Origin of the sequence: Staphylococcus sp. M0911, assembly GCF_003491325.1 — a bacterium.
Taxonomy (GTDB): domain Bacteria; phylum Bacillota; class Bacilli; order Staphylococcales; family Staphylococcaceae; genus Staphylococcus; species Staphylococcus warneri_A.
Map to the genome: position 1 here is coordinate 1,713,938 of NZ_CP022881.1, position 25,026 is coordinate 1,738,963.

Here is a 25,026-nt window from a genome sequence, read left to right on the forward strand (position 1 = left end):
AAAAATACCAAAAGTGAATGTTAATTATCACTTTTGGTATTGTAATTAATTATTTTTGATTGTCATTTTCGTCAATTTTTTGATGATCTTGTTTCACTTGATCTCTCATATCTTTTTCCGTATCACCAAACATTTGACGACGTTCTTCATAGTTCATTCTTCTTTGACTAACCGCACTCGGTTGATTCTTACGTTTTTCTTTCATACGTTGATTATATGCTTTACGCTTTTCTTTCTTCTTAGCACGAATTTCAGCTTTTTCTCGTTTGCGTTGCGCTTTAAGCTCTTTAGGATCAACTTGAGGTTCTTCATTATATTGATTAGATGACTCTACATCATCTTGCTCATGATATACATCTTGATTATTTGTAGAAGCCTTATCTGAAGATGACTTTTTATTATATTTTGCTTGACGTGATAATATTGTCGGTTCTTCATCGTGCTCATTATCGTCTGAACGATATTCACTTTCTACAGCACGTTTAGGGAACTGTTCATATTTATCATCATATGATTCTTGTTCGTTTTGTATTTGATCTGTTGAACCTGTTGTTGTGTCAAATGCTTGTTCTTTACGCTCCATGCTACGACGTGATGGACGTCTACGCTGTTGTGGCTCTTCAACTGGTTCACTTTCAGTTTCATTATGATGCGCATGAGCTTCTTGTTCTGGCATTTCCTCATATGGTTGATAACCATATCCACCATTATAATAGCTCGGTACTGTTTCAACCTTATTCTTTCTAACAAACATCATAATAGCAATGATGAAGAATAAAATTGGAATAATTAATGTTACTACAAGTAATACTAAAGGTATCGTGATGATTGCAGATAACAAGAATAAGAAACCAGATAGAATTCTAATGTTCATAGAAATTAAAGCTAAAAATGAAATCAATAAACAAACGATGAAATACACTATAATAGCCCAAACACCATTTTGTAACCATATCACAAATTGTGTAGTACTTAAGCTATTATTTGCTAATACTTGTTGAATAAGATCATTATTATTTAATGTATTCTCTAAGTTAGCAATAGATGTATCATTACTAAATGACACTAAAGCTATAAACATCGTGACTATTGTCAAAATTAATAAGAATACCCAACTAAGCCACCCTAAAACCTTTTCTGTTAGTCGACTGACTGGACGTTTAATTTGAGTATATTGCTCTCCTGTCATTCGTTACAACTCCTTACTTTACTTATCAAGTTATTATATCGAATATAACAAAAAATAACTACCATTTTCATTTTACTTTAACGACATTTTAAAATTTAAAAAACTTTCGTTATAATCACTTAATGTATCTTGACCTAAATCTTGATATACTTCCAATCTTTGTTGTTCTTTTTTAGTTGGATAAAATCGATGATCGTTTCTAATATCTTTTGGTAACATCTTTCTTGCTTCTTTATTTGGTGTAGCATAACCTACCCATTCAGTATTCTGCTTATTATTTTTTTCATCTAGAAGAAAATTCATAAAGCGATATGCGCCTTCTTTATTTTGTGCCGTTTTAGGTATTACCATATTATCAAACCATAAATTTGATCCTTCTTTTGGAATAACATAATTGTATTTGTCCCCTTCTTGAACTAATGGTGCAGCGACTCCACTCCATACAACTGCAATACTTCCTTCGTTTTGTTCAAGCATCATTGTGATTTCATCACCTACAACACCTCTGACTTGTGGCGCTAAATGATGTAAATCAGATTCCGCTTTTTTGATATGTTGTGGATTTTTATCATTCAAACTATATCCTAATTTATTAAGTCCCAAACCTATTATTTCTCGAGCACCATCAACTAATAATACTTCATTTTTATATTTAGATTTATACAAATCTTGCCAACTATTAAAAGACTCATTAGGGTACTTATCTTTATTATATAATATTCCAACTGTTCCAAAGAAATATGGCAATGAATATTGATTATGTCGGTCATATGGCATATTCATATAATCTGAATCTAAATTTTTAATATTAGGTATTTTCTTATGATCTAATGGTTCTAATAAATGTGCACGTTTTAATTTTTGCACTGTATATTCGCTTGGAAAAGCGACATCATAATGTGTGCCTCCATTACGAATTTTAGCTTCCATAGCTTCATTCGAATCAAATGTTTCATAAACCACTTGGATACCTGTTTCTTTTTCAAACTTTTTAATGAGGCTTGGGTCAATATATTCTCCCCAATTATAGACATAAATTTTTTGATTAGTGTCTGTATTTTCTTTCGATTTAAACCATTGACTTATACCTAAACATAAAACACCGACAATAATTGACATCAAAATCAATTGTAAAAATCGTTTCATGTATTGACACCTCGTTTCGGATGCTTTTTACGTTGAACGAGGTGTTGAATTGCATAGTTACCAATAACACCTATCACGATTACACCGAATAAAATTGTTGAAATTGCATTAATTTCCATGCTTATACCTTTTCTAGCCATTGCATAAACTTCTACGGATAATACACTGAATCCATTACCTGTTACGAAGAAACTCACTGTAAAATCATCTAGTGAATAAGTTAATGCCATAAAGAAACCACCGATGATCGCTGGCATAATATTCGGTATAACCACACTACTTAATAATTGCGATTCTGTAGCACCTAAGTCTCTAGCAGCATTCAACATGCTATCATTCATTTCATATAATTGTGGCAATACAACAATAACAACAATTGGAATACAAAATGCGATATGAGATGCTAACACTGTCCAAAATCCAAGGCCTAATCCTGTAAAATGACCAATTGCAGTAAACATAATTAAAAATGATGCACCAATAACAACATCTGAAGATACCATAAGCACATTATTGAGCGTTAATAACGTGACTTTAAACTGTTTATGTCTCAAATGATATATTGCAATCGCACCAAATGTTCCAATCAATGTAGAAATTGCTGCTGCTATTAATGCGACGGCAACAGTATTAAATATGACTGACATTAATTTATCATTTTGGAATAAGGTTTGATAATGTTCTAGTGTGAAATGTTCAAAATTAACCATATTACCTGCTGAATTAAACGAATATACCATTAAAAATAATATAGGTATATATAATACAGCTATTAATATACCTATATATAGCTTGCCATACCATTTCACACGACTCACCCTTTCCTATGATTAGATTTTGATTTTGTCATAATTAAAATAAATGCCATAAAAATGATTAGGAATAACGCTATTGTTGAACCCATACCATAATTTTGAATAGTTAAGAATTGTTCTTCGATAGCTGTACCAATATTGATTACTTTATTACCAGCGATTAAACGCGTAATCATGAATAGTGATAATGCAGGTATAAAGGTCACTTGAACACCAGTCATAACGCCTTCCCTCGTTAGTGGCACAATCACTTTACCAAATGTTGTCAGAGGATTAGCGCCTAAATCACTTGATGCTTGTAGTAAATTATTAGGGATTGCTTTCATACTATTAAAGATTGGTAATATCATAAATGGTATATAGATATAACTTGATACTACTATGAATGCGCCTGCTGTAAATAACATATTAATTGGAGATAGATTAAAGATGTTAAATAATTGATTGATTAATCCATCATGACTTAACAAACCAATAAATGCATATGTTTTTAATAATAAGTTAATCCATGTAGGAATAATCATAATCATCAATAGTAAATTCTGATATTTAGATTGAGCGATATAATAAGCTGCTGGATAACTTATCAATAACGTGACAAGCGTAATAATCACAGCAAATAAGATAGAATCAGCAAACATTTTTAAATAACTCAATGTAAAAATATTTTCATAGTTAGTTAAGCTAAAATGACCTTGATTATCTAAAAAAGAATAATAAACAAGCAATACTACTGGAATAATTATGAATAGTACCATCCAAATCAAGTATGGAATGAGCAATAAACGATTAGTATTACGCATTTTCAACATCCTCATAACTTTCAATTCGTTTATCAAACTCTTCTTCTGTTTCACCTGGTACCATGATGTGAATTGCTTCTGGCTCAAAGTATAAGCCAACTTCACTACCTACTTCAGCTTTACGTGTTGATTGGATAACCCATTCATATCCCTTTCGATCAACCACACAAATTTCGTAATGTACACCTCTAAAGAGCATAGAATCTACTTTTACTTGGAACAAACCTTTATCTGCTTCAATCAATGAAATATCTTCAGGACGAATCACAACTTCTACTTTTTTATTTGCAGGTATCCCCATATCTACACAATCAAAATCTTGACCATAAATATTTACAACATAATCTTCTACCATTCGACCTTCTACAATATTAGATTCTCCAATAAAATCAGCTACGAAACGGTTGACTGGCTCGTCATAAATATCGTTTGGTGTTCCAAATTGTTGAATTTTACCATCTTTCATAACAAAAATATAATCACTTAAAGCTAGTGCTTCTTCTTGATCATGTGTAACAAAAATAAATGTAATTCCTAAACGTGATTGTAATTCTCTTAGTTCATATTGCATTTCAGTTCTTAATTTTAAATCTAAAGCTGAGAGAGACTCATCTAGTAATAGAATTTCTGGTTCATTAACAATGGCTCTAGCGATAGCTACACGCTGTTTTTGACCACCACTCATGCCATTAATATTACGGTCTTCATAACCTGATAGCTTAACAAGTCGAAGTGCTTCTTCTACCTTTGCTTTAATAGCGTTTTTACTCATTTTCTTTAATTTCAAACCGTAGGCGATGTTCTCGAACACATTAAGATGAGGAAACAAGGCATAATCTTGGAAAACGGTATTTACTTTACGTTTGTTTGGGGGTAATTTTCCAATTGGCTTATTTTGATAAATCACTTCTCCTTGGTCAGGATACTCAAAGCCGGCAATTAATTTTAAAATGGTTGTTTTACCACAACCTGAAGGTCCTAATAATGTATAAAAATGACCTGATTCTATGTCTATATCAATTTCATTTAATATTTGAACGTCATCATATCCTTTGCTTACGCCTTTAAACGATAATAATGGTGCCAATATTCACAACTCCTTATAAATATGATGCTGTTGCAACAATTAATATTTTCACTTCCTGCTTTCCTTCATTAAAAAGACGATGATCATCATTTGCTTTAAAGTAAAACACATCTTCTTTACTGGCATGGTAACAAACATTACCCAATTGCAACGTCACTTGTCCTTGTAAACAATAAACGAATGTATCCGATTCTGAAGGGTTAAATGTTTTATACGATGCACCAGGTTTCAATGTTAAAAGTAGTGGTTCCATCTCAAATTCATTAGATTTAGTAACTAGCCAATTTAGAATATAGCCTCTATCGTATTCATCATAGATGACTTGCTCTTCTTTTTTATAAATGACTTTTTGTTGTTCTGTTTCTTTAAAGAAGTCACTAGCCGATGTTCCTAGAACCTCTAAGATATTTAGAAATGTTTCCATACTAGGCGATGCATTTTGACTTTCAATCTGGGATATGTATCCTTTAGATAGATCTGTTCTTTCTGCCAATTCCTCTTGTGTTAAATTTTTAATTTTTCTCAGATTTTTCAATTTATATCCTATTTCCATAATGAAACCACCTAAAAAGAGCTATATTAAGTTTACTTTTATCAAACATTTTGTTTAACGCTTAATAAAAATACCAAAATATAGCTCTACAATCAATACTTTTTATTGTTTTAAGACAAACATTTTACATTCACAACATTTTGCTTTTTGTTTAGTCAGTTTTACTTAAGATTTTGCAGAAAAAACTTGTTGATCAGGGTTCTTATTTACCTCTTGGACTACCTTATAGCTATTATAACCACTACTTTTTTCAAATTCTTTAAAAAGTTGCTTCTCTTCAGCTTTACCAGGCACAATTTGTTTGAAATTTTGATAAGCTTTTTTAACTGCTTCACCTTTAACTGATGATTCATAATAGTTCTCAATTTTATTAAAGAAATGAATGACATCCATCATTTCGTCATTTGTCCAATCTAAATCTAATGGGTATTGATATTCCAAGTTGATTCACTCCTATAGTTTAATTAGATTACAGAATTAGTGTATCTGAGATGATTTAAACTGACAAATCGTTTATCAATGATAAGCCCATATAGACTAATATTCACAAGTGAGTATCATTAACTTTATTGTAATAAAACAACAAAAAAACTGGCAACAAGTACTGTTGCCAGTTTAATTTAACGTCATGTTAAATTACATAGTATGGATTGGGTAGCCAATTGCTTTTTCAGCTGCTTCCATAGACATTTCACCTAAAGTTGGGTGAGCATGTACAGTTAATGCAATATCTTCAGCATTCATACCTGATTCGATTGCTAAACCTAATTCAGAAATAATATCTGAAGCGCCAGTACCTACTACTTGAGCACCAATTAATGTGTCATCTTCTTTAAGTGTAATTAATTTAACGAAACCGTTTGTATCATCTAATGATAATGCACGGCCGTTAGCTGCATAAGGGAATTTAGAAGCTTTAATTGATAAACCTTCTTCTTTCGCTTGAGCTTCAGTATAACCTACTTGAGCTAATTCTGGTTCAGTGAAGCATACTGCAGGCATACCAATGTAATCAACTTCTGCTGCTTGTCCATCAATAGCTTCTGCAGCTACTTTTGCTTCATAGCTTGCTTTATGAGCAAGAGGTAATCCTGGAACGATATCACCAATTGCATAGATATTATTGATTGAAGTACGGCTTTGTTTATCAACTTCGATTAATCCGCGTTCACCAAATTTAAGACCTAATTCTTCTAAGCCTAATTCATCAGTATTTGGACGACGACCTACAGTTACTAATACATAATCCGCTTCGATAGTTTGCTCTTCACCTTTAGCTTCATAAGTAACTTTTACGCCATTTTCAGTTTCTTCAGCTGATTTAGCCATTGCTTCAGTAACGATTTCGATACCTTTTTCTTTCATGCCTTTTTTAACTGGTTGAGTCATTTGTTTCTCAAAGCCACCTAAGATATCTTTAGCACCTTCAAGAATAGTCACTTCAGAACCAAAGTTAGCAAATGCAGTACCAAGTTCTGAACCGATATAACCGCCACCAACTACTACTAATTTACCAGGTACTTCTTGTAAGTTTAATGCACCTGTTGAATCGATAACACGGTTACCAAATTCAAAATTAGGAATTTCAATTGGTCTAGAACCAGTTGCAATAATTGCATTTTTGAAATTGTAAGTTTGAGCACTCTTTTCGTCCATTACACGTAAGCTATTGTTATCAACAAAGTAAGCTTCGCCTTTAACGATTTCAACTTTATTACCTTTTAATAATCCTTCAACCCCACCAGTTAATTTATTAACAACTGATGATTTGAACTCTTGAACTTTTTCATAGTTTAAAGAAACACTTTCAGCAATTACCCCTAAGTTTTCTGAATGTTGTGCTTCAACAAAACGATGAGATGCGTGTAATAAAGCTTTTGAAGGAATACAACCAACGTTTAAGCAAACGCCACCTAAATTACCTTTCTCAACGATTGTTACTTTTTGTCCAAGTTGCGCTGCACGAATTGCTGCAACATAACCTCCAGGACCTGCTCCGATTACAATAGTATCTGTTTCAATTGGGAAATCTCCAACTACCATCTTTTTACCCCTCCATTAATAATAATTCTGGATTATTTAATAAACGCTTGATGTGATTCATAGCATTTTGTCCAGTTGCACCATCAATTTGTCTGTGGTCAAAGCTTAATGATAATGCAAGAACTGGAGCAGCTACAATTTCTCCATCTTTAACAATCGGTTTTTGAGCGATACGCCCAATTCCTAAGATAGCTACTTCTGGGTGATTAATAACTGGAGTGAACCATTGTCCACCAGCTGAACCGATATTACTGATTGTACATGTTGCACCTTTCATTTCATCAGATGTTAATTTACCGTCACGTGCTTTTACAGCAAGTTCGTTAATTTCATCTGAGATTTGGAAGATTGATTTACGATCTGCATGTTTAACAACAGGCACTAATAAACCTCTGTCTGTATCTGCAGCGATACCAATGTTCCAATAGTGTTTGTGTACAATCTCTCCAGCTTCTTCATTAAATGATGTATTAAGTGCTGGATATTTTTTAAGTGCAGAAACAAGTGCTTTCACTACATATGGTAAGAAAGTAAGTTTTGTACCTTGTTCAGCTGCGATTTCTTTGAATTTCTTACGGTGATCCCATAATTGTTGAACATCAATTTCATCCATTAATGTAACATGTGGTGCTGTGTGTTTAGAATTAACCATTGCTTTGGCAATTGCTTTACGCATAGCTGGGATTTTTTCAGTTGTTTCTGGGAAGTCGCCTTCTGGTACTGATTGAGTTGCTGCTGTAGTTGTAGTCTCTTCAGAAGTACTTGCTGCACTTTCATTAGATGTTGCTTGAGTAGCGCCACCGTTTAAGTGTGCGTCAATATCTTCTTTTGTGATTCGACCATTTTTACCAGAACCAGCAACTGCTTTAATATTCACGCCATTGTCACGTGCATATTTACGTACTGAAGGCATTGCTTTAATTGTTCTATTTTCATCAACTTCAGCATCTTGAGTATTTGCTGCAGGTTGACTTTCTTGTGATGAAGCACTTTCTTCTTTTGCTGCTTCTTCTTTTGGTTCTTCACTTGATGAATCATCACTGTGATTACCTTTGAATTGCATTTCTTCAGCATCTGGTGCATCAATTTTAACAATAATGTCACCAACAACTGCTACTGTACCCTCATCTACTAATACTTCTTCAACTGTACCACTTACTGGTGAAGGGATTTCTACAACAGATTTGTCATTTTGGACTTCTGCTAAGACATCGTCTTCTTCAATTGTATCTCCAGCTTTTACAAACCATTTTACAATTTCACCTTCGTGGATACCTTCCCCGATGTCGGGTAATCTAAATTCAAATGCCACGGTCTTTTTCCTCCTAAGATTTTCTTAATAAAGAAATCACTTTTTAATTTAAACTTTATTTAAAGATTAAAACTCTAAAGTTGCTTTTGCTTTTTCTACAATATCATTTTTGTTTGGTAACCAAACATTTTCAGCTTGAGTAAATGGATATACTGTATCTGCTGCTGCTACACGTGCAATAGGTGCTTCTAATGAAAGAATTGTACGTTCAGCTAATTCAGCTGCAACTTGTGCACCAACACCTGCTTGACGTTGAGCTTCTTGAACGACTACAGCTCTGTTCGTTTTTTCAACTGAAGCAACTAATGTATCGATATCAATTGGTTGAACTGTACGTAAATCAATCACTTCAACTGAATAACCTTCTTTTTCTAATTCTTCAGCTGCTTTTAATGATTCTTGTACCATTGCACCGTATGCGATTAAAGTAATGTCATTACCCTCTTTTTTCACATTAGCTTTTCCAATATCAATTGTGTATTCTTCTTCAGGAACTTCTTCTCTGAATGAACGATATAATTTCATATGCTCTAAATATACAACTGGATCATTACTTCTAATTGAAGAAATTAATAATCCTTTAGCATCATATGGGCCTGATGGGATAACCACTTTCAAACCAGGAGATTGAGCTAAAATACCTTCTAAATTATCTGCGTGCAATTCTGGTGTATGCACACCGCCACCAAATGGGCTACGAATAGTTACAGGTGCAGTTTTAGAACCACCTGAACGGAAACGAGTACGTGCAATTTGTCCAGCTACTGAGTCAAATACTTCAAATACGAATCCTAAGAATTGGATTTCCATTACAGGACGGAAACCTTCAACAGCTAAACCTAAAGCTAAGCCACCAATTCCTGATTCTGCAAGTGGTGTATCGAATACACGATCTTCACCAAATTCTTTTTGTAAACCTTCAGTAACACGGAATACACCGCCGTTAACACCAACGTCTTCACCGAAAACTAAAACGTCTTCGTCATTTTTAAGTTCAGTTTTAAGCGCATCATTAATCGCTTGAACCATTGTCATTTGTGCCATGGCTTACTTCGACTCCTTCTCTTTGTAAATTTCATATTGTTCTGCTAAATTTTGAGGCATTTCTTCATACATAATTTCCATTAGAGAAGTAACAGTTTGTTTTTCTGTTTTGTCGGCCTCTTTAATAGCTGCTTTGATGTCTGATTTAGCACGTTCAATAACTTCATTTTCTTTGTCTTCGTTCCAAAGACCTTTATTTTCTAAGAATTTTCTGAAACGAACTAATGGATCTTTTTTCTCCCATTCTGCGTCTTCATCTGAAGTTCTGTAACGTGTAGGGTCGTCACCAGCCATAGTATGTGGTCCGTAACGATATGTCATTGTTTCGATTAATGTTGGGCCTTCACCTGCAACTGCACGTTCACGAGCTTCTTTAGTAGCTTGATATACTGCTAATGCATCCATACCATCAACTTGGATACCAGGGATACCAACAGCAATTGCTTTTTGAGCTAATGAAGTTGCTGCAGTTTGTTTACTACGTGGTGTTGAAATCGCGTAGTTGTTATTTTGAATAACAAAAATTGCTGGTGCTTTATATGCTGAAGCAAAGTTAATACCTTCATAGAAGTCACCTTGAGATGAACCACCATCACCAGTATAAGTAATTGCAACTGCATTTTTGCCTCGTTTTTTAAGACCAAACGCAACACCTGCTGTTTGAACATACTGTGCACCGATAATGATTTGTGGACTCAGTGCATTCACACCCTCAGGGAATTGGTTACCTTTAAAGTGGCCTCTTGAGAATAAGAATGCTTCAGTTAAAGGTAAACCATGCCAAATAATTTGTGGCACATCACGATAACCAGGAAGAATAAAATCTTCTTTTTCTAACGCATATTGAGATGCTAATTGTGATGCTTCTTGTCCAGCTGTTGGTGCATAGAAACCTAAACGACCTTGTCTATTTAAAGAAATAGAGCGTTGATCAAGAATACGTGTCCATACCATTCTTTCCATTAATTCTACTAATTCTTCATCTGTTAAATCAGGTACTAAGTCTTCATTTACAACGTTGCCATCTACGTCTAAAATTTGAACCATTTCAAATTTCGACTGTGTGTCATTTAGTACTTTTACTGCATCGAATTGGGCTTGTAACTTAGGAGCCATTCAATTCACCATACCTTTCCCATATATAAATAGAAATTCATTTTATCCATAACAATTGTATCACAAATAAATAAGCCTGTTAAACGATTTCATAAAGTTCTGTTTCATAGAAAAAAGATACAGACACAAGAACTGTACTACTACATTCTTCATATCTGTATCAGTCAAGGAATTATTTTAATTGATCTACATCTTGCTTTTCCTTATTTACCTTATTCATCGCTTTTGAATACGCTTTAAACTTCTTGTTCATGTCTTTATATGCTTTGCCTAATTCTTTTGATTTTTCATCTACTTGGTCTTGTGTTGCACCATCTTTATTGATGAAACTAAACAGTGATTTTTCTTTTCCAAGCGCTTTTTTGTAAGCCTTTGCATAATCGCTATGTGATTTATATTTATCTTTAATTGCTTTATCTAATTCTTCAACTTCTTTTTTCTTATCTTTATTATCGATATTATCGATATGTGATTCTGCCTTTTTAAATTCTTTTTCAGAATCGTCTAACGCCTTTTCTTCTTTCTTAAATTCCTTTTCACGTTTTTCTACATTTTCAACAATGTCATCAGCTGCTTTTTCTCTTGTTTGTTGGTCTTTCTCGTTAGCCTTTTTAAATAACTTTTGTTTTTCTTCTTCTAATTTATTAATTTTTTTACTCACATTTGCAACTGGTTTCTCTTTATCAAAAGCATTTTGGACTTGTTCATCATATGCTTTAATTTCTTTTTTATCTGTTGTACATCCAGCTAATAACACTGCCGATGTTGCAACAACCGCTATTGTTTTGTTTAATTTCATTTCTGTATCCTCCTCAAAGTTGTACGCTTGTTATCATAAATAAATCTCTCTCATAAATCAATGAAATTGGATAAGCGTCTGATCTCTGTTTAATTACTAATCATTAGAGGTTGAGACATAAAGTTTTTGTGCTTCTGGGAAACCGATTAACGGCGTCCCAAAAGCAGGATTATCGGCAGAAGGGACCCAACATAGAGAAATTGGTATTCCAATTTCTGCAAATAATGCAAGTTGGGCAAACGCTCACGATTCGACAAAATTCGGAAAACAATTCAAATGAACAAACTCAACTATTGAGTTTGTAAGAACTACTAACCTATGAATAAGGAAGTAGTTCTTTATCATCGTTCGGTTCTGCTCAAATCCTAAACGCTTTTGTCCCGACCTCTTATAATTCACACATATATCACGTTGACGTATCTTTCTATTCAATTTTTAATGTCACTTTCTAAACACATAATATGTCATGTGTATTCTTATTTTAACTTTTATTTTCATTTTCTACTAATAATCTAATTTACTTCAATGTACTTCTACCTATTATATTTGGTATATTTGTAGTTAAGGAAGGTGTCAGACATGATAACAATGAAAGATATAATAAGAGATGGTCATCCTACACTTCGTGAAAAAGCTCAAGAATTAAGTTTTCCTTTATCAAATGAAGATAAAGAAACATTAAAAGCTATGCGAGAGTTTTTAATCAATAGTCAAGATGACGACATCGCTAAAAAATATGGTTTACGCTCAGGTGTAGGTTTAGCCGCACCACAAATTAATGTATCAAAAAGAATGATTGCCGTGTATTTACCAAACGACGGAAATGGAAAATCTTATGATTACATGCTAGTTAATCCAAAAGTGATGAGTTACAGTGTTCAAGAAGCCTATTTACCAACTGGTGAAGGTTGTCTAAGTGTAGACGAAAATATCCCAGGTTTAGTTCATCGTCATAATAGAGTTACAATTAAAGCTCAAGATATCGATGGTAATGACGTTAAATTACGTTTAAAAGGCTATCCTGCTATCATTTTCCAACACGAAATTGATCATTTAAATGGTATTATGTTCTATGATCATATTGATGATGCTAATCCATTAGCACCGCATCCAGATGCAGTAGAAGCATAATTTGATTTAACCTCGAAAGTAACATGACTTTCGAGGTTTTTTATTTAATAGATTTCAATCAAATAAAACAATAGCCTTTAAATAAATAAGTTTGAAGCTGTGTCTAAAGTTAAATATTGTTTTTCTCTATTCTAAATACAGATTAAAAGTTCTTACTATTATATGTGTCTGTTCGCTCACTTAATGATAAAACTGCTTTATTTCTTTTAGTACATCATGTAAAATATACATTAACTGAAATCTTAGTGAATTAATCCTATTTTTCAAAATTTGAACGACATGATTTCCCTGGAAAACATACTCGGCAGTGAAATTAAATAATTATAGTTATATATTTATTTAGATTAGCTAGTATGTCTATTATTAAATTTAAATACACATACTTTTATTGAAGAACAATATCAAAGACAAAATCTGATTTCTATCTTTAATAACCCGAGCTATCAACCACGGGACTTGAATAAATATTAAAAACAATCCTTAGGAGGAATTATATCAATGGCAGTATTTAAAGTATTCTATCAACATAATAAAGATGAAGTAATCGTGCGTGAAAATACGCAAACGATTTATGTTGAAGCACAAACTGAAGAACAAGTAAGACGTTATTTAAAAGACCGTAATTTTAATATCGAATTTATCACTAAATTAGAGGGCGCACATTTAGATTACGAAAAAGAACATTCAGATCATTTTAATGTGGAGAATGCTGAATAATGAAGCAATTACATCAAAATGAAGTAGGTGTATATGCACTTGGTGGTTTAGGTGAAGTAGGTAAAAACACATATGCTATCGAGTACAAAAATGAAATCGTGATTATTGATGCAGGGATTAAATTCCCAGATGATAATCTACTAGGAATTGATTATGTAATTCCTGATTACACTTACTTAGAACAGAACCAAGATAAAATCGTTGGTCTGTTTATCACTCATGGACACGAAGATCATATAGGTGGTGTGCCCTTCCTATTAAAGCAAATTAATGTACCTATTTACGGTGGTCCATTAGCTTTAGGTTTGATTAGAAACAAATTAGAAGAACATAATTTATTACGTACCGCTCAATTAAACGAAATTAATGAGGATAGTGTGATTAAATCCAAACACTTTGAAATATCATTCTATCTAACAACACACAGTATCCCTGAAGCCTATGGTGTTATTGTCGATACACCTGAAGGTAAAATTGTTCATACTGGTGACTTTAAATTTGATTTCACACCTGTAGGTGAACCAGCAAATATTGCAAAAATGGCTAAATTAGGTGAAGAAGGCGTACTTTGTCTGCTTTCTGATTCTACAAATGCATTAGTTCCGGACTTTACGCTTAGTGAACGAGAAGTAGGACAAAATGTTGATAAAATTTTCCGTAATTGTAAAGGTCGTATCATTTTCGCGACATTTGCTTCGAATATCTATCGTGTTCAACAAGCTGTTGAAGCAGCAGTTAAGCATAATAGGAAAATTGTTACATTTGGTCGTTCAATGGAAAATAATATTAAAATAGGTATGGAGCTCGGATACATTAAAGCCCCACCAGAAACATTTGTAGAACCTGGAAAAATCAATAATATCCCTAAACATGAATTACTTATTTTATGTACTGGTTCTCAAGGTGAACCAATGGCAGCATTATCTCGTATCGCTAATGGTACACATAAACAAATCAAGATTATCCCAGAAGATACTGTCGTATTTAGTTCATCACCTATTCCAGGTAATACTAAGAGTATAAATCGTACAATTAACGCTTTATATAAAGCTGGTGCAGATGTTATTCATAGTAAAATTTCTAACATCCATACTTCTGGACATGGATCACAAGGCGATCAACAATTGATGTTACGTTTAATCCAACCTAAATACTTCTTACCTATTCATGGTGAGTATCGTATGCTCAAAGCACATGGTGAAACTGGTGTTGATTGTGGCGTTGACGAAGATAACGTCTTTATCTTCGATATCGGAGATGTACTTGCTTTAACTCATGATTCAGCACGTAAAGCAGGTAGAATTCCATCAGGTAATGTACTTGTTGATGGTAGTGGTATTGGTGATATCGGTAATGTTGTTATTAGAGACCGTAAATTATTATCTGAAGAAGGCCTAGTTATTGTTGTTGTAAGCATTGACTTCAACACAAACACATTACTTTCTGGTCCTGATATCATTTCACGTGGCTTTGTGTACATGCGTGAATCTGGTCAACTAATTTATGATGCTCAACGTCGTATTAAAACTGATGTTATTTCTAAATTAAACCAAAATAAAGACATTCAATGGCATCAAATTAAATCATCAATTATTGAAACTTTACAACCATACTTATTTGAAAAAACAGCTCGTAGACCAATGATCTTACCTGTCATTATGAAAGTTAATGAAGATAAAAAGAAATAATATTAAAATATCCCATAAGCAACTATCATTCTAATGATATGGCTTATGGGATTTCTTTATAAAAAATGGTTTAGCCAAGATCATTGACTAAACCATTTTTTATTTAGCTATATTCTTTTCAAATCGACCTAAGTCATTATCATGACCAATCATGATTAGGATATCACCAATTTCAATATTTAAATTTGGATCTGGTGACACAATAAACTGCTTACCTCTTTTAATCGCAATAATATTAATACCATATTGCGCACGAATATCTAAATCAATAATTGTTTGGCCAGTCATTTTTTCAGTAGCTTTTAATTCAACAATAGAGTGTTCATCTGCTAATTCTAGATAATCGAGCACACTCGCACTAGCCACATTGTGTGCAATACGACGGCCCATATCACGTTCTGGATGGACAACCGTATCCGCACCTATTTTATTTAATATTTTAGCATGATAATCATTTTGTGCTTTGGCAGTTACCTTTTTAACACCTAATTCTTTTAAAATAAGTGTTGTTAATGTACTAGATTGAATATTTTCACCGATAGCAACAATAACATGGTCAAAGTTTCTTATTCCCAAACTTTTCATGACTGCTTCATCAGTAGTATCCGCTACTACAGCATGCGTCGCAATATCACTATATTCATTAACTCTGTTCTCATCACTATCAATGGCCATAACATCCATATCTAAGGCGTTAAGCTCTCTAACAATACTGCCACCAAAGCGTCCTAAACCAATTACTACGTATTCCTTTTCCATATAGTCCTCCGCTTATTACACATTTAAATAACAACGATCAAATCAACTTTTTTCAAATAAATATATAGTAAAAGCTGATGCAAAATCGAAATGATGATTTGTTCTACTATAGTTGATTATTTTTTTCCTTCTACATAATCTTTATCGAAAACAAATAGTCTCAATAATAATAGTAACGATGGAACTAATAAAAGTAAACCTAAAATAAATGCAATAACCAATGCTAGACCCATTTCATCATTTACATGAGAACTAGAAATTTTTACGAATGGATGTAATAAATATGGTAATTTACTGATACCATATCCAAAGAAAGCAAATAACATTTGCAATATCACCATTATAAATGCTAAACCATGATTTCTTTTAAAAATAGTTAGTGCGCCTGCAACTAGGAAAAAGATAAAACTTATCACGAACATCCACCAATAGTTAAAGACAGCATTATTAAAATGCTCTGAGTTTTGTACTCTTAGTGATAAAAAGACAAACAAGGAAATAATAATCATTGGTGGTCCCCAAAATATATGCCATTGTCTCATTAAATGATATGCCGGTTGGTCCTTTGCTTTATTAGCATAAAATGTAAGGAATCCAGAAGAGATATATAACACTGAGATAATTGCCAAGAAAACAACAGCCCATGCAAAAGGACTTAGTAATAGTTGAACCCAGTCTAAATCAACATGATTCCCTACCTCTTTAATATAGCCACCTTCTGAAATTGTTAATGCGGTTGCTAATGCAGCTGGAATAAGTAAACCAGTTAACCCATATAGAAAAATCCATGGTAATTTTGTATCTTGTCCATAATTCTCAAAGGCATAGAAACTGTTTCTTATTGAAATAAGAATCGTACCAATTGAACCTGGTACAAGTAAAACCGTTCCTAAATATTTAACGGAATCAGGGAAGAATCCAATAAATCCAACAAAGAAAAAGACAAAGAAGACATTCGTAACTTCCCATACTGGACTAAGATATCTTTCAATAAGATGATTGATTTTCTTTTCTTCACCAGTAAGTTTAGAATGTAATGCGAAGAATCCAGCACCAAAATCAATTGAGGCTACGATGATATAACAAAATAAAAATATCCATAAGACTGTAATACCTATATATGAATATATCATTTGTTATCACCTCTTTCTTTGAGCACTTGATTGACATCATTGATTGCAGGTTTGTTTCTAAACATTCTGAGTAACACATATGCAGATGTAACGATGAGTACAAGATATAATAAACCGAATAAAATCGTCACTAATGTAATACCACCAGCTTGAGTCGCTGCTTGAGATACTCTTAAGTATCCTCTTACAATCCATGGTTGGCGTCCCATTTCCGTTAAGAACCAACCAAATTCAATTGCTAACATAGACGCTGGACCAGTAAGTAATATGCTATATAAAACTACCTTATGTGTAGTTAAGTGTCGTAACTTCTTAATTAATAAAATCAACATAAAAATTCCTGAAATCACAAAACAGAATACGCCCATTGAAACCATTAAGTCAAAGAAATAATGAACAATTAATGGTGGCAATTCATTTTTAGGAAAATCGTTAAGTCCTTTTACTGTCGTCTTCAAACTATTATCAGCTAAGAAACTTAACATTCCTGGGATTTCTATTGCGCCTGATACTTCATTCGTCTTTTCGTTTAAAACACCAAAAAATACTAAATTAGCTTGAGATTGTGTGTCAAAATGCCATTCATATGCAGCCAATTTTTCTGGTTGTACTTTATGTAAAAACTTAGCTGACATATCTCCCGCTAACATCGATAACAATGTTGAAATAAACCCAACAATCATCGTCATTTTTAATGCTTTTAAATGATATCTTTTATCTTCTGGATGCGTCTGTTTTAGCAATTTAAATGCAGCAATTGCCGCAAGAATAAACGCCATTGTCATGCCAGCTGTTGCAACAACATGGAAGGACCTTACGATAAATGATGAGTTAAACATTGCTTCTAATGGTTGAACATTAACCATACGTCCGTTTTTCATTTCAAAACCAGCTGGTGTATTCATAAACGAGTTAACTGACGTTATGAAAAATGCTGAGAATGATCCACCTATAATTACAGGTAAGCCTATAACAAAATGAATCCATTTATTTTTAAATCTTTCCCAAGTATAAAGATAAATACTAAGAAAAATAGCTTCAAAAAAGAATGCGAATGTTTCCATAAATAGAGGTAATGCAATTACATGACCGCCCATTTTCATAAATGTTGGCCAAACAAGCGATAATTGCAAACCAATAATTGTTCCCGTCACTACACCGACAGCAACTGTAATGGTATATCCTTTCGACCATCGTTTCGCTAATGCAATATAATGTGCATCGTTGTTTCGTATACCAAGAAATTCAGCGATAACAAACATTAATGGCATACCTACACCAATCGTTGCAAATATGATATGAACGGCTAAGGTCATACCTGTAAGTAATCGACTCATTTCAACTGAATCCATATATAATCACCTTATATTTATATTTTTTAGTAATTTCACAATGCTTAAAATTATAAATCCTTATCATGATGAACTAAATGTTTTTGCTTGAATTTTTGACATAAATTTTTTATAGAGACACATAATGTTCACACCATTGATATTTTATAAAATTAAATATAAGATAGAATAATATAAATTAATATATAGAAAGGAAGACCAAAGTGTCACATATTACGATATATACACAAGATGATTGTCCACCTTGTACGTTTGTAAAAAATCATCTTCAAGCAAATCATGTAGATTATACAGAAAAAAATATAAAGAATAATCAATATCGAGTAGAAATGATGGATTATGATGCATTTGCGACGCCATTTATCTTATTGAACGATGAACCTATGTATCAAGTTGATATGGATAAAATTAATCAAGCTTTTGACATTCAATAAGTACTTAGCAATTAAAAGATACTAATGATATAAAAGAACCAACTAAAGCAATTTAAATTGCTCAAGTTGGTTCTTTTAATTATTATTTTGAAATGTTATTAACTAATTCCATAACTTCCTCTTGTGTTGCACAATGAATAGCACGGTTCGCTAATTCTGACATTTCATTTTTACTTAAACCATTAATTTGTCTTCTAGCTTTAAGAATAGATGTTGGACTCATTGAGAATTCATCTAGACCTAAACCTAATAATAATGGTACTGCAGTAGCATCTCCTGCCATTTCACCACACATACCAGTCCATTTACCTTCTTTGTGAGAAGCTTCAATGACTTGTTTTACTAAGCGTAAAATTGAAGGATTGTATGGTTGATATAGATAAGATACGCGTTCTGACATACGGTCAGCTGCTAATGTATATTGGATTAAGTCATTTGTACCAATACTAAAGAAATCTACTTCTTTAGCAAAGACATCAGCTAATGCTGCAGTAGCTGGAATTTCAACCATGATACCTAACTCAATATCTTCCGAAACGTCATAACCTTCGTTTTGAAGATTCTCTTTTTCTTCTAATAACATTGCTTTAGCATCACGGAATTCCTTGATAGTAGCTACCATTGGGAACATGATATTTAATTTACCGTAAACAGAAGCACGTAATAACGCACGTAATTGTGGTCTGAAAATATCAGGTTGCGCTAAGCAAAGGCGAATCGCTCTATAACCTAAGAATGGATTCATTTCTTCTGGTAAATCTAAGTATGGTAATTCTTTGTCGCCACCGATATCCAATGTACGAACAACAACACGTTTACCATCCATAGTCTCTAATACTTTTTTGTATGCTTCGAATTGTTCTTCTTCAGTAGGCAATTGATCTCTACCCATGTATAAGAACTCAGTACGATATAAGCCAATACCTTGCGCACCATTTTCAATTACACCAGGTAAATCATTTGGTGTACCAATATTAGCTGCTAACTCTGCGTGAACACCATCAACAGTTACTGTATCAGCATCACGTAATTTTTGTAATTCTTGTTTATCTTCAAAGAAACGTTCACGTTTATTTTGATAAGCGATAACTTCATCTTCTGTAGGATCGATAATAACATCACCAGTTAAACCATCAACGATAATCATATCGCCTTGTTTAACTTCTTTAGTGATTGATTTAGTACCAACTACAGCTGCGATTTCTAATGAACGACTCATAATCGCAGAGTGACTTGTTCTACCACCAATATTCGTTACAAACCCTTGAACGAATTCTTTATTTAACTGTGCAGTATCAGAAGGTGTTAAGTCATTACCAATAATAACAACACTTTCATCAATCATACTTGGGTTTGGTAATTCAACACCAAGAATATGTGCTAACACACGTTTAGATACATCTCTAATGTCTGCTGCACGTTCTTTCATGTATTCATTATCCATTGATTCAAATATAGTAATGAATTGAGTTGTAACCTCATTTAATGCTGTAGCAGCATTAACATGGTCGTTTTTAATTTTATCTTGAATTGGTTGAATTAATTCTGGATCATCTAAAACAAGTAAATGCGCATCAAAAATGGCAGCTTTATCAGCGCCTAATTGAACTTCTGCATTATTTCTTATTTTAGTTAATTCAATTTTAGATGCTTCGATAGCGTTATTGAATTTGCTAGTTTCACCTTCAACATCAGTGATTGTCTCACTGCTGTCGAAAGATAAATCTGGCTCAACTATTAAGTAAGCTTTAGCGATTGCTACACCATCAGATGCAGCAATACCATTAATTAATTTAGACATATTACTTAGTTAAACCTTCTTTTGATAAGACATCACTGATAGATTCGATTGCATCTGCCTCATCGCTACCGTCAGCATAAATTGTAATTTCAGCATCTTTACCTACACCTAAACTCATAACACCCATGATTGATTTTAAGTTTACTTTTTTACCGTTATATTCTAATTGAATATCTGAATCAAATTTTGAAGCTGTTTGTACCAACATTGTAGCTGGGCGAGCGTGGATTCCTGTTTCGTCGATAATTACATATGATTTTTGTTCCATAATTTATTTCTCCTTCTATAAGTTAGAATCTTCAATATACTTACAATCTAACATAAATTTTTATACCTTAACTTTACCAAAACCAATAGTTAAATTCAATTTGTTTAAAACCGGTTTCAGTATATTTCTACAATTTTTTAACAAATTATATCCCTTAAAGTAACTCTTTGATGACTTTTTCACATTTTTCAATATGATCTTGACCTAATTTTTTCATAAAGTAATAACTAATTGATGCTGAAACTGCTTGTCCTACAAATGGGAACCATTTAGTTTGTTTAGCTGCAGTTCGTTTCGCTACATCTTTAATCACTACTTTCATAAGTGCATTGGTTAATTTTTTACCAATAAATTGACTACCTTGAATGGCTGCTGCAGACATGATTCGTTCTCTAACATCATCACTCAATGAATTGACTTGTTTATGATCTAGTCCATAAATTTTATTGACATCACTAATGATATCTCTCATTAATTTTATATCGACACCAAAGTCCAATCCAGGAATTGGTACTACACTCATTCCTGATGATAATAAAGATTTCTTTTTAACGAGATTTTCTGCTTGTGCACGTCTTTGTTGTAACTCATTTTGAGTCACAGGTAAATTACTTTTTTCTTTGATTTCTTCAATATTTAATACTTTATTACCAACTGTATTTGTAACTCTATTCGTCATTTTATTTCTAATGCTCATCTAATTCACACTCCCATGAATCTTATTTCAATAAGACTCTATACCCAGAATACAACTATTTAATGCTCAATATTAACAAAAATTACTTTCAAATATTTTGAAGGTTTGTAATGTGGATGTGTTTTAAAATCTTTAGGTAATCCCATCACTTCTTTGATTTCATAATCAACTTCAGCTTCTTCTAGTGTTGTTTTAATAACATTTTTAAACGCTTTTAAAGAAAAGACACTCGAATTGGTACATAATAATAATGTCCCTTTTGGCGCTAATACTTCTAAGGCGCCATTAATTAATTTGTCGTAATCTTTTTGCACTGAAATTGTTTTCTTTTTATTTCGTGCAAAGCTTGGTGGATCAATGACAATTGTGTCATATTGATGCCCGTGTCGATTTGCATAATTATAAAAATCAAATGTATCCATGACATAAATATATTGTGATTTAGGATCAATGGCATTAAGCCCAAAATTCTCTTCGGTTAGTCCTCTTGAACGATTAGCTAAATCTACACTTGTCGTTGTTTTAGCCTTAGTTGCTGATACGACAGAAAAAGCGCCTGTATAGCTGAACACATTTAAAAGATGACGCCCCTCTGAAAATTGATCACGTAATTTCTTTCTTACTTCTTTTTGGTCTAAGAAGATACCTGTCATTAAGCCGTCATCTAAATCCACATTATAAAACGTAAAGTTCTCTTCAATTACAATTGGAAATGTTTGTTGTTCTCCCTCAACAAACCCACCTGTGTATTCAGTATCTTTAAAACGCATTTTTTCGTATATAGACTGATATTCAAAAACAATTTTGATAGCTTCTAAAATATGATACCTAAATTTATAAATACCTTTCGAATACCATTGAATTAATAAATGGCCATCATAGTTGTCGATAGTTAATCCGCCAACACCATCACCTTCAGCATTGAACAATCTAAAAGCATTCGTACCATCTATGTGATAGTAATATTCTCGTTCTGCTAAAGCTTTTTCAAATAATCGTTTAAAAAACGATGTGTTAATATCTTCGGATGGATCATAACTTAACACCCAACCTAAACCTTTATGCTGTCTACCTACATAAGCCGTTGCTATATATTGTTCTTTTCCATCGACTAATTTGAATAAATCACCTTCTTTTAGATGATCTTGGGCATAAATATCTTCTTCATCAATTAATGGATATTGATTTTGATATTTTGATTCTTTACCTCTATTTAAAGTTGCAATCTTCATTTATTACACTAACCTCTCTTTTATACATTTAATTTCTTCAACCGTCATATTGCTATGCTGATTCGTAAATGCATTTTACATTATATATAATTACTAATTGAATGATTCATTTATTATTTTAACAAAGAATGCTAGGATGTCCTATTTTCTAACAAAAAAGAGTGGTCTTACAATTCGATCGATTAAAGAAGGAATTGTAACCCACCCCATAACACGTGTGATTTGTTTAAATTAATTTGTTAAATGTTTTTTAATTACTCTTTTGGTTTATCTCTTAACTGTAATGAATAAGCAACAATCATTGCTAGTAACATAAGCAATAAAGTTGGCGTAATAAATACAGATAATAATAATCCGTGAACCATAATATTAATGAATTCAGTTAATAATTTAAAGAATAAGATACTTCCCATAAATAATTGTAAGAAGTAAAATTTACCTCTTAAGAAATAAGTAAGTGTTGTAGCAATATAAACTATGATAATAAATAAAAGTAACAATAATGTTACCCATTCTATCACATATTGCGTTTGTGATAATTCCCATTCTCCAGATAAGAACAATGCGTTTCTGTTGTTAAATTCTAAAAATGTAAAGAAGAAAATAACTACACCACAGAAAATTTCAACATACATTGGTTTTATCCATTTTGGCTTTCTCATCCAATGTGGAATATCATCTTCTTGGATATCAACAATATTTTTTACTTTTTCTTTAAATTTATCCCTTTTAACTCTAATTTTTTCTAAATCAACACTTCTTCTTGTTTTACGTGCATATTCTGTTGTCTTATCTTGTAGTTGTTTTAAGTGAACTTTAGTTTGATTCGAGACATTACCTTTACTTGTTCTTGATAATTCAGGTTCTTCTTCACCTAATTCTTGTTTCGTAAGCGGTAGCGCACGTCTTAAGAACAAGAAGTTCCAAATTGACATTTGTCCTAATAACCACATAATAATAAAGAATGTATTAACACTTAAGATGTCAATAGATTCAATTTCATTAGCATCTATACGACCATGTAATGCAATTTGCGTAATAAGGTAACTGATACCATATGATACGATAATCCACATATAATGACTCTTTCGATTATCACTATTCAATTCATCTTTATATACAATATAACCGATATGTATGATGAACGGAATAATAAATACGATACCAAAGAACCCATATACTTGCATCATAAGAACTAGAGTAATTAAGAAATACATTATCCCTATGACTAAGAAGAAAATTGAAATATCATAATCATACTTAATTGTTCTAAATAACGTATGACCTAGTAACATTACAAAGATACCAAATAATATAATAATTATGGCACTTACAATTGGGAAACCCCCGATAAATCTACTCATCACTTTAATTATTTCAGCGAAAAATGCGTTCAGGAATTCCCATATATTATACACATGTGTATTTACCTTCTTATCTCCATTTAATTGTTTAATAAGCGGTAAGTTAATTAATATAATGAGTCCTGTGAAAAGTGAAACGATACCGATGATATAACTAAATATAATCTCGGTGTGTTTCTTAAGAAAAGACATACTATTCACCTCAAAAGTTATTATATATGAAGAACTTATTCTTGTCTTTAATAAATCATTAAATACGTCTATAGACCTAGAAAAGTTTATTATTAGCATAACTGGGTAAAAGGTGTATGTAAACAATAAAACACAATTAGGGGTGGATTTATTATGAGTAACGAAGAATTTGCAAAAAAATCAGCTGAAAAAGCCAAAGAAGCAGAAGAGAAATTAAAAGAACAAAAAGAAGAAAAAACAAATGATACAGAACAAACTAAAAAAGATATTGATGACGCATTAAATTAATTACTAATTGACTATTTAACGATTAGATCATCCAATATTCTATAATAACGATGAATTTGGGAC

General features: G+C 32.4%; 25 protein-coding genes. 5 read left to right on the forward strand and 20 right to left on the reverse strand.

Annotation, left to right across the window (positions count from 1 at the left end):
- Window positions 1–49: 49 nt before the first annotated feature.
- The 12 genes from auxB to ssp1_RS08315 form a co-directional block, all read right to left on the reverse strand.
- Window positions 50–1,189: a lipoteichoic acid stability factor AuxB gene (gene auxB / locus ssp1_RS08260; RefSeq protein ID WP_002450680.1), complete on the reverse strand. Its 1,140-nt coding sequence runs from the start codon at window positions 1,187–1,189 to the stop codon at window positions 50–52.
- Window positions 1,190–1,261: 72 nt separating this feature from the next.
- The gene (locus ssp1_RS08265; RefSeq protein ID WP_002450681.1) at window positions 1,262–2,335 is read right to left on the reverse strand and encodes an ABC transporter substrate-binding protein; all 1,074 of its coding nucleotides are present in this window, start codon (window positions 2,333–2,335) and stop codon (window positions 1,262–1,264) included.
- Window positions 2,332–3,144 (reverse strand): ABC transporter permease, encoded by an 813-nt coding sequence (locus tag ssp1_RS08270; RefSeq protein WP_075778515.1) that lies wholly within the window; start codon window positions 3,142–3,144, stop codon window positions 2,332–2,334. The genes ssp1_RS08265 and ssp1_RS08270 overlap by 4 nt, the downstream gene beginning before the upstream one ends.
- Window positions 3,145–3,149: 5 nt before the next feature.
- Window positions 3,150–3,953: an ABC transporter permease gene (locus tag ssp1_RS08275; protein WP_002450683.1), complete on the reverse strand. Its 804-nt coding sequence runs from the start codon at window positions 3,951–3,953 to the stop codon at window positions 3,150–3,152.
- Window positions 3,946–5,040 carry an ABC transporter ATP-binding protein gene (locus tag ssp1_RS08280; RefSeq protein ID WP_002450684.1) on the reverse strand — a complete coding sequence of 365 codons (1,095 nt, stop codon included), beginning with the start codon at window positions 5,038–5,040 and terminating at the stop codon, window positions 3,946–3,948. Before ssp1_RS08280 ends, ssp1_RS08275 begins: the two co-directional genes overlap by 8 nt.
- Before the next feature lie 13 nt (window positions 5,041–5,053).
- A complete protein-coding gene (locus tag ssp1_RS08285) occupies window positions 5,054–5,593 on the reverse strand; it encodes a helix-turn-helix domain-containing protein (protein ID WP_002450685.1) in 540 nt (179 codons plus the stop codon).
- Between the two features lie 165 nt (window positions 5,594–5,758).
- Complete coding sequence (locus ssp1_RS08290) at window positions 5,759–6,034, reverse strand: UPF0223 family protein (RefSeq protein ID WP_002450686.1); 276 nt, start codon at window positions 6,032–6,034, stop codon at window positions 5,759–5,761.
- A gap of 195 nt (window positions 6,035–6,229) precedes the next feature.
- Window positions 6,230–7,636 (reverse strand): dihydrolipoyl dehydrogenase, encoded by a 1,407-nt coding sequence (lpdA, locus tag ssp1_RS08295; RefSeq protein ID WP_002450687.1) that lies wholly within the window; start codon window positions 7,634–7,636, stop codon window positions 6,230–6,232.
- A gap of 4 nt (window positions 7,637–7,640) precedes the next feature.
- Window positions 7,641–8,948, reverse strand: coding sequence for a dihydrolipoamide acetyltransferase family protein (locus ssp1_RS08300; RefSeq protein WP_075778514.1), 1,308 nt, complete (start codon window positions 8,946–8,948; stop codon window positions 7,641–7,643).
- Window positions 8,949–9,014: 66 nt separating this feature from the next.
- Window positions 9,015–9,992, reverse strand: a complete 978-nt coding sequence (locus tag ssp1_RS08305) for an alpha-ketoacid dehydrogenase subunit beta (RefSeq protein ID WP_002450689.1) — start codon at window positions 9,990–9,992, stop codon at window positions 9,015–9,017.
- Window positions 9,993–9,995: 3 nt separating this feature from the next.
- A complete protein-coding gene (gene pdhA, locus ssp1_RS08310; RefSeq protein ID WP_015365191.1) occupies window positions 9,996–11,108 on the reverse strand; it encodes a pyruvate dehydrogenase (acetyl-transferring) E1 component subunit alpha in 1,113 nt (370 codons plus the stop codon).
- A gap of 172 nt (window positions 11,109–11,280) precedes the next feature.
- Window positions 11,281–11,907, reverse strand: coding sequence for a YkyA family protein (locus ssp1_RS08315; RefSeq protein WP_002450691.1), 627 nt, complete (start codon window positions 11,905–11,907; stop codon window positions 11,281–11,283).
- A gap of 579 nt (window positions 11,908–12,486) precedes the next feature.
- Between ssp1_RS08315 and def the strand changes: the two genes are divergently transcribed.
- The 3 genes from def to rnjA all read left to right on the forward strand — a co-directional run bounded on the left by def (window position 12,487) and on the right by rnjA (window position 15,443).
- Window positions 12,487–13,038 (forward strand): peptide deformylase, encoded by a 552-nt coding sequence (gene def, locus ssp1_RS08320; RefSeq protein ID WP_118828187.1) that lies wholly within the window; start codon window positions 12,487–12,489, stop codon window positions 13,036–13,038.
- Window positions 13,039–13,536: 498 nt separating this feature from the next.
- Window positions 13,537–13,755, forward strand: coding sequence for a DNA-dependent RNA polymerase subunit epsilon (locus tag ssp1_RS08325; protein ID WP_002450694.1), 219 nt, complete (start codon window positions 13,537–13,539; stop codon window positions 13,753–13,755).
- Window positions 13,755–15,443, forward strand: coding sequence for a ribonuclease J1 (gene rnjA, locus ssp1_RS08330; RefSeq protein ID WP_049423571.1), 1,689 nt, complete (start codon window positions 13,755–13,757; stop codon window positions 15,441–15,443). Before ssp1_RS08325 ends, rnjA begins: the two co-directional genes overlap by 1 nt.
- A gap of 99 nt (window positions 15,444–15,542) precedes the next feature.
- On the opposite strand, the gene ssp1_RS08335 is transcribed toward rnjA, so the two are convergent.
- The 3 genes from ssp1_RS08335 to ssp1_RS08345 form a co-directional block, all read right to left on the reverse strand.
- Window positions 15,543–16,202, reverse strand: a complete 660-nt coding sequence (locus ssp1_RS08335; RefSeq protein WP_002450696.1) for a potassium channel family protein — start codon at window positions 16,200–16,202, stop codon at window positions 15,543–15,545.
- 116 nt (window positions 16,203–16,318) lie between these two features.
- Window positions 16,319–17,335, reverse strand: a complete 1,017-nt coding sequence (locus tag ssp1_RS08340; RefSeq protein ID WP_075778647.1) for a cytochrome d ubiquinol oxidase subunit II — start codon at window positions 17,333–17,335, stop codon at window positions 16,319–16,321.
- A complete protein-coding gene (locus ssp1_RS08345; RefSeq protein WP_075778646.1) occupies window positions 17,332–18,687 on the reverse strand; it encodes a cytochrome ubiquinol oxidase subunit I in 1,356 nt (451 codons plus the stop codon). The genes ssp1_RS08340 and ssp1_RS08345 overlap by 4 nt, the downstream gene beginning before the upstream one ends.
- Window positions 18,688–18,890: 203 nt before the next feature.
- On the opposite strand from ssp1_RS08345, the gene ssp1_RS08350 reads away from it, so the two are divergent.
- Window positions 18,891–19,121, forward strand: coding sequence for a glutaredoxin family protein (locus tag ssp1_RS08350; protein WP_002450699.1), 231 nt, complete (start codon window positions 18,891–18,893; stop codon window positions 19,119–19,121).
- An 82-nt stretch (window positions 19,122–19,203) separates the two neighbouring features.
- Here ssp1_RS08350 and ptsP read toward each other — a convergent pair whose 3' ends face one another.
- The 5 genes from ptsP to auxA form a co-directional block, all read right to left on the reverse strand.
- Complete coding sequence (gene ptsP / locus ssp1_RS08355; RefSeq protein ID WP_049423563.1) at window positions 19,204–20,922, reverse strand: phosphoenolpyruvate--protein phosphotransferase; 1,719 nt, start codon at window positions 20,920–20,922, stop codon at window positions 19,204–19,206.
- Window position 20,923: 1 nt separating this feature from the next.
- On the reverse strand, window positions 20,924–21,190 hold the full coding sequence (locus ssp1_RS08360) for a phosphocarrier protein HPr (protein WP_002450701.1): 267 nt from the start codon (window positions 21,188–21,190) through the stop codon (window positions 20,924–20,926).
- 154 nt (window positions 21,191–21,344) lie between these two features.
- Window positions 21,345–21,887: a DUF697 domain-containing protein gene (locus ssp1_RS08365; protein WP_002450702.1), complete on the reverse strand. Its 543-nt coding sequence runs from the start codon at window positions 21,885–21,887 to the stop codon at window positions 21,345–21,347.
- Between the two features lie 59 nt (window positions 21,888–21,946).
- Complete coding sequence (locus ssp1_RS08370) at window positions 21,947–23,119, reverse strand: class I SAM-dependent rRNA methyltransferase (protein WP_118828188.1); 1,173 nt, start codon at window positions 23,117–23,119, stop codon at window positions 21,947–21,949.
- 254 nt (window positions 23,120–23,373) lie between these two features.
- The gene (auxA, locus tag ssp1_RS08375) at window positions 23,374–24,675 is read right to left on the reverse strand and encodes a lipoteichoic acid stability factor AuxA (protein WP_049423558.1); all 1,302 of its coding nucleotides are present in this window, start codon (window positions 24,673–24,675) and stop codon (window positions 23,374–23,376) included.
- A 153-nt stretch (window positions 24,676–24,828) separates the two neighbouring features.
- Between auxA and graF the strand changes: the two genes are divergently transcribed.
- A complete protein-coding gene (gene graF, locus ssp1_RS11955; RefSeq protein WP_002450705.1) occupies window positions 24,829–24,963 on the forward strand; it encodes a glycopeptide resistance-associated protein GraF in 135 nt (44 codons plus the stop codon).
- The last annotated feature ends 63 nt before the right edge of the window (window positions 24,964–25,026 follow it).

Coding starts and splice junctions, on each gene's coding strand:
- def (WP_118828187.1), top strand. CDS start 12,487: ATGATAACAATGAAAGATATAATAAGAGATGGTCATCCTACACTTCGT.
- ssp1_RS08360 (WP_002450701.1), bottom strand. CDS start 21,190: ATGGAACAAAAATCATATGTAATTATCGACGAAACAGGAATCCACGCT.
- ssp1_RS08315 (WP_002450691.1), bottom strand. CDS start 11,907: ATGAAATTAAACAAAACAATAGCGGTTGTTGCAACATCGGCAGTGTTA.
- pdhA (WP_015365191.1), bottom strand. CDS start 11,108: ATGGCTCCTAAGTTACAAGCCCAATTCGATGCAGTAAAAGTACTAAAT.
- ssp1_RS08285 (WP_002450685.1), bottom strand. CDS start 5,593: ATGGAAATAGGATATAAATTGAAAAATCTGAGAAAAATTAAAAATTTA.
- ssp1_RS08365 (WP_002450702.1), bottom strand. CDS start 21,887: ATGAGCATTAGAAATAAAATGACGAATAGAGTTACAAATACAGTTGGT.
- ptsP (WP_049423563.1), bottom strand. CDS start 20,922: ATGTCTAAATTAATTAATGGTATTGCTGCATCTGATGGTGTAGCAATC.
- lpdA (WP_002450687.1), bottom strand. CDS start 7,636: ATGGTAGTTGGAGATTTCCCAATTGAAACAGATACTATTGTAATCGGA.
- ssp1_RS08305 (WP_002450689.1), bottom strand. CDS start 9,992: ATGGCACAAATGACAATGGTTCAAGCGATTAATGATGCGCTTAAAACT.
- auxA (WP_049423558.1), bottom strand. CDS start 24,675: ATGTCTTTTCTTAAGAAACACACCGAGATTATATTTAGTTATATCATC.
- ssp1_RS08325 (WP_002450694.1), top strand. CDS start 13,537: ATGGCAGTATTTAAAGTATTCTATCAACATAATAAAGATGAAGTAATC.
- graF (WP_002450705.1), top strand. CDS start 24,829: ATGAGTAACGAAGAATTTGCAAAAAAATCAGCTGAAAAAGCCAAAGAA.
- ssp1_RS08345 (WP_075778646.1), bottom strand. CDS start 18,687: ATGGATTCAGTTGAAATGAGTCGATTACTTACAGGTATGACCTTAGCC.
- ssp1_RS08340 (WP_075778647.1), bottom strand. CDS start 17,335: ATGATATATTCATATATAGGTATTACAGTCTTATGGATATTTTTATTT.
- ssp1_RS08335 (WP_002450696.1), bottom strand. CDS start 16,202: ATGGAAAAGGAATACGTAGTAATTGGTTTAGGACGCTTTGGTGGCAGT.
- auxB (WP_002450680.1), bottom strand. CDS start 1,189: ATGACAGGAGAGCAATATACTCAAATTAAACGTCCAGTCAGTCGACTA.
- ssp1_RS08265 (WP_002450681.1), bottom strand. CDS start 2,335: ATGAAACGATTTTTACAATTGATTTTGATGTCAATTATTGTCGGTGTT.
- rnjA (WP_049423571.1), top strand. CDS start 13,755: ATGAAGCAATTACATCAAAATGAAGTAGGTGTATATGCACTTGGTGGT.
- ssp1_RS08275 (WP_002450683.1), bottom strand. CDS start 3,953: ATGCGTAATACTAATCGTTTATTGCTCATTCCATACTTGATTTGGATG.
- ssp1_RS08370 (WP_118828188.1), bottom strand. CDS start 23,119: ATGAAGATTGCAACTTTAAATAGAGGTAAAGAATCAAAATATCAAAAT.